The organism is Kosmotoga sp. (assembly GCF_982836095.1).
Genome location: NZ_CEYIHJ010000185.1, coordinates 1 through 3,344, shown reverse-complemented (window position 1 = coordinate 3,344; position 3,344 = coordinate 1). Strand labels below are relative to the sequence as shown.

The following is a 3,344-nucleotide window of genomic DNA, read 5'->3' as shown; positions in this document are numbered from 1 at the left end:
ATGTCCTGGACGTCGAAAAAAGCCTCCGGCCCACCGGAAAACAGATCTGTTTCTCTGGTTTCGGTCATTTTTTCATATGCCTTGATATCTTCCGGGGCGGCTTTGCCTGAGCGAATCAGTTCGAGAAGTATCTGTTCTTGTTCCGGCACACCAAAAACTTCGGGCTTTAGAAGAAGACGAATCGCCTTGCCATTACTTCGATTACCAAAAGTAAAGGCCATCTTGCCGTAATCTTTAAAAAAGAAATTACCTTTACCGAATGTACAGCCTGTCAGAACCTGGATGGCATCGCAGCAGCATGCATCATTTTCAACAATTGTGATAAGCTCTTCGTCGATTGATCGTTTGTGTTCCAGAAGCTTCATTGCAAGCTTTGCCGCGAGGTATCCTATGGTCACGCCCATACAGGTATGGCCATGAAACTTGACACATTCTTGAAAATCTTTTTCATTACGAATTGATTCAGGAACATTCATTGTTTCCCCCAAGATGAAGTGATAAGTTGAAAATTGGTGTCTGAAAAGACGAAGTATACACTTTTTGCCAGCAAAACTATACAAAGGGATGGTAGAATTTTCTAACGAATAAGGTTAGATTGTGTGAGGTACGAACCACAATCTGAACCGTTTGTTGGACGAGCCCGGCATTATATATAGAAAATAGCTTTTTGAGGCGAAGAGTGCTTTAGAGGACTTTGGGGAAAATTAGCAGAAAATCAATTTTGTAGTGTTTTCGAATTGTCAAAATTGGTCTATTTTGTGTTTTTCGTAGGCAATATAGCCTTATTTTGCACGTAGCTGTCCATTACCGTCATATGCGGATTTTTTTTGTAACCGTATGCTGTCTGGATTTTACATAACGTAGTTTTTCCTTGTAAGTATATCCATCAAAGCCAATTGCTTTGCCTCTTTTTTAGTAGGAATCATGGCTCGCAGGATTTCCATTTTCGCACCACATTTTTTACAAACAATCCCTGCTTTTTCTCGTATTTTTGTATACATTTGCACCGGATTGAATTGAAGAATGAGCTGTAATAGTTGTATTAGATTCTTACTGCACGGATGCAGGAACCCATAGCTCCTTACCTTGCGGAAGCCTCTGGGTAACACGTGCTGCATGAGCAGCCACAAAAAATATTCACCTTTTACGGTTTTGATTTTGGTCGTTTTGGTCTTGGAATCGGTGTACCTGAAGGTCACCTCACCATTTTCACATTTGAGGATATCTTTTTCTTGTATAACGCCTTTATAGAGATACCTCCCAAGGTAAATTAATGCTTTGTCACCATTACCTACGTTTTTACAATCAACCACCCATTTGGAGGGGCAGTTCCCGGGAACCTGTAATTTATTATCTACCAGTTCTTTTAACAGTTTGGCTCTAAACACTTTCGCCAAGGACTTATGATTAAACAGATATTTACCAGTTTTGACCCGCCATAACTTGCTCTTTGTATTGATACTGCCACCGGGAATAACCACATGAATATGTGGGTGGAAATTCAATTCACGGGAATGAGTATGCAATATGGCTGTAAAGCCTGCTTTACCACAGAGTTTCTTGTCATTTTTAGTGAATGTTTTTAACACGTCCTGAACACAGAAAAAGAGAATTGTATAAACAAGCTTCTGGTTCTTCCAGGCAAGATCTCTCAATTCTGATGGTAGAGTAAATGTGATCAAATAATACTCAGCCGGAAGCTGTTTACTCAATTGATTATCAATCCATTGCTGCCCTTCGTGACTTTGGCAATGCGGACAATTTCGGTGTCCGCAGGAATGAGGAATGAAACTGTATTCCTGACACTCAGGGTCGGAACATTGAACCAGCATATGGGGACTTGCCTCAGATCGGCAATTCTTCATTCTCTGTAGCGCATTTTTGTGAGACGGCAAGATGCTTTGATCATATTTGTCAACGTATCTATGTTCAAATTCTGTGATAATTTTTGAAAGTGGAATCATTGTGCACCTCCACAGTCCAGCTTGAAGGTGTCAACCAGGTCATTAATGATTTTGCAGGAATCCTGGTAATTGGCAGTGGTAAGATGAGTATATCTGGCTGTCGTCAATAGGCTGACGTGGCCAAGGATCTGCTGTAGCTCAATCAGATCAACGCCGGCTTCTAAAAGGTGAGTGGCATAACTGTGACGAAGGGAGTGGCACGAGACTTTTTTTTAAGCCCTATCTCTTCCACCACTTTTTTGATGGTTACTTGTATACCACCTCTGTCAAGAGGGACATCAACGAGAAGACGTTTCTCTGCTGAGCTTTTTCGACCAGGGAAGATGAATTCCGGGTGCCGATGACAACACCAGAAGTCCCTTAACACCTGTAATGTTTTGTGAGGCAGCGGTACAAAACGATCTTTGTTGCCTTTGGCATTACGAATATGCACCCTCATACGGTCTGAATCGATATCTCCAATTTTAAGCCTGAGACCTTCGCCAAGCCTTAATCCCATACTGTAGATGGTGAAGTAAAAGACCTTATAATCTATGATTTTGGTGGCATCAAATATTTTATTTGCTTGCTGTATGGTGACAATATCAGGAATCCTGCTAGTCTTGGGAGGCTTGATTAGTGGAATGTCTTCCCATGTTTTTTTTAATACATTGGTATAAAAGTATTTCAGACCATACAGATCAAGTTTTACCGTATTCCAGGAATGTGTCTCCAGAAGATCATGAAAATAGTCAAGCAGTTGATCCATACTGAGGTCGTCAACCCTACCATCAAAATAGTTGCCGATACGCCGCATTGCTCTTGAGTATGCCTCAATGGTCTTTGGTTGTAATCCATTTAGTTTTAGGTATTTACGGTGAGTAGAGTAAGCCTTGTTGAATTGTGGGTCTTTTGGTAAACTGGTGTTCATGGTATCCTCCTGAGATTAGATTTAAGATAAACACTGATGTGTTATCTATTTTCATAATCGCCTAGGATGATACAACATTTCAATAATTTATTTGCGGTGGTGTCGTTTTGCTTCCGCGTAGCGGCTCCGTCCAACAAAAAAATGCACCCGACTGGCTCACACGTCCGATTTTCGGATGTTAATCTGTCATTATCTCTCGCACCACCATTCCGGTAAATCCAAGGCCAGCCGGTGATTTAGAACGTTGAGTGCCTAAATACACCTCAGAAGTTCGTAGGCAATTTGAGGCACTATTGCATTTCCTAATCCCTTAATCCTGTCCACCCTATGGGGTACCCCATCATCTCTTCTACAAACAGGGGGTTCAGTAAATCCCCTGAAAGTGGTGCTTCCACAAAGTTTTCTGTGTTGCTCAAGCCTTGCTGTCTGCTGTTCGGGCCCCTGCGCTTGAAGTCCTGCGCTGTTGGCGT

The 3,344-nt window shown here is 41.8% G+C and carries 2 protein-coding genes and 2 pseudogenes; all 4 read right to left on the bottom strand.

Annotated elements, in window-relative coordinates; genetic code table 11:
- The coding region (locus AC3LHT_RS09765; protein ID WP_488662754.1) for an FmdE family protein at positions 1 to 476 on the bottom strand (476 nt) is incomplete at its 3' end.
- 375 nt (positions 477 to 851) lie between these two features.
- The gene (locus AC3LHT_RS09760) at positions 852 to 1,964 is read right to left on the bottom strand and encodes an IS91 family transposase (protein WP_488662753.1); all 1,113 of its coding nucleotides are present in this window, start codon (positions 1,962 to 1,964) and stop codon (positions 852 to 854) included.
- Positions 1,961 to 2,874, bottom strand: a pseudogene (locus tag AC3LHT_RS09755) (tyrosine-type recombinase/integrase). Before AC3LHT_RS09755 ends, AC3LHT_RS09760 begins: the two are co-directional and overlap by 4 nt.
- A 252-nt stretch (positions 2,875 to 3,126) precedes the next feature.
- Positions 3,127 to 3,344 (bottom strand): annotated as a pseudogene (locus AC3LHT_RS09750) (hypothetical protein); the annotation flags it as partial.

Coding starts and splice junctions, on each gene's coding strand:
- AC3LHT_RS09760 (WP_488662753.1), bottom strand. CDS start 1,964: ATGATTCCACTTTCAAAAATTATCACAGAATTTGAACATAGATACGTT.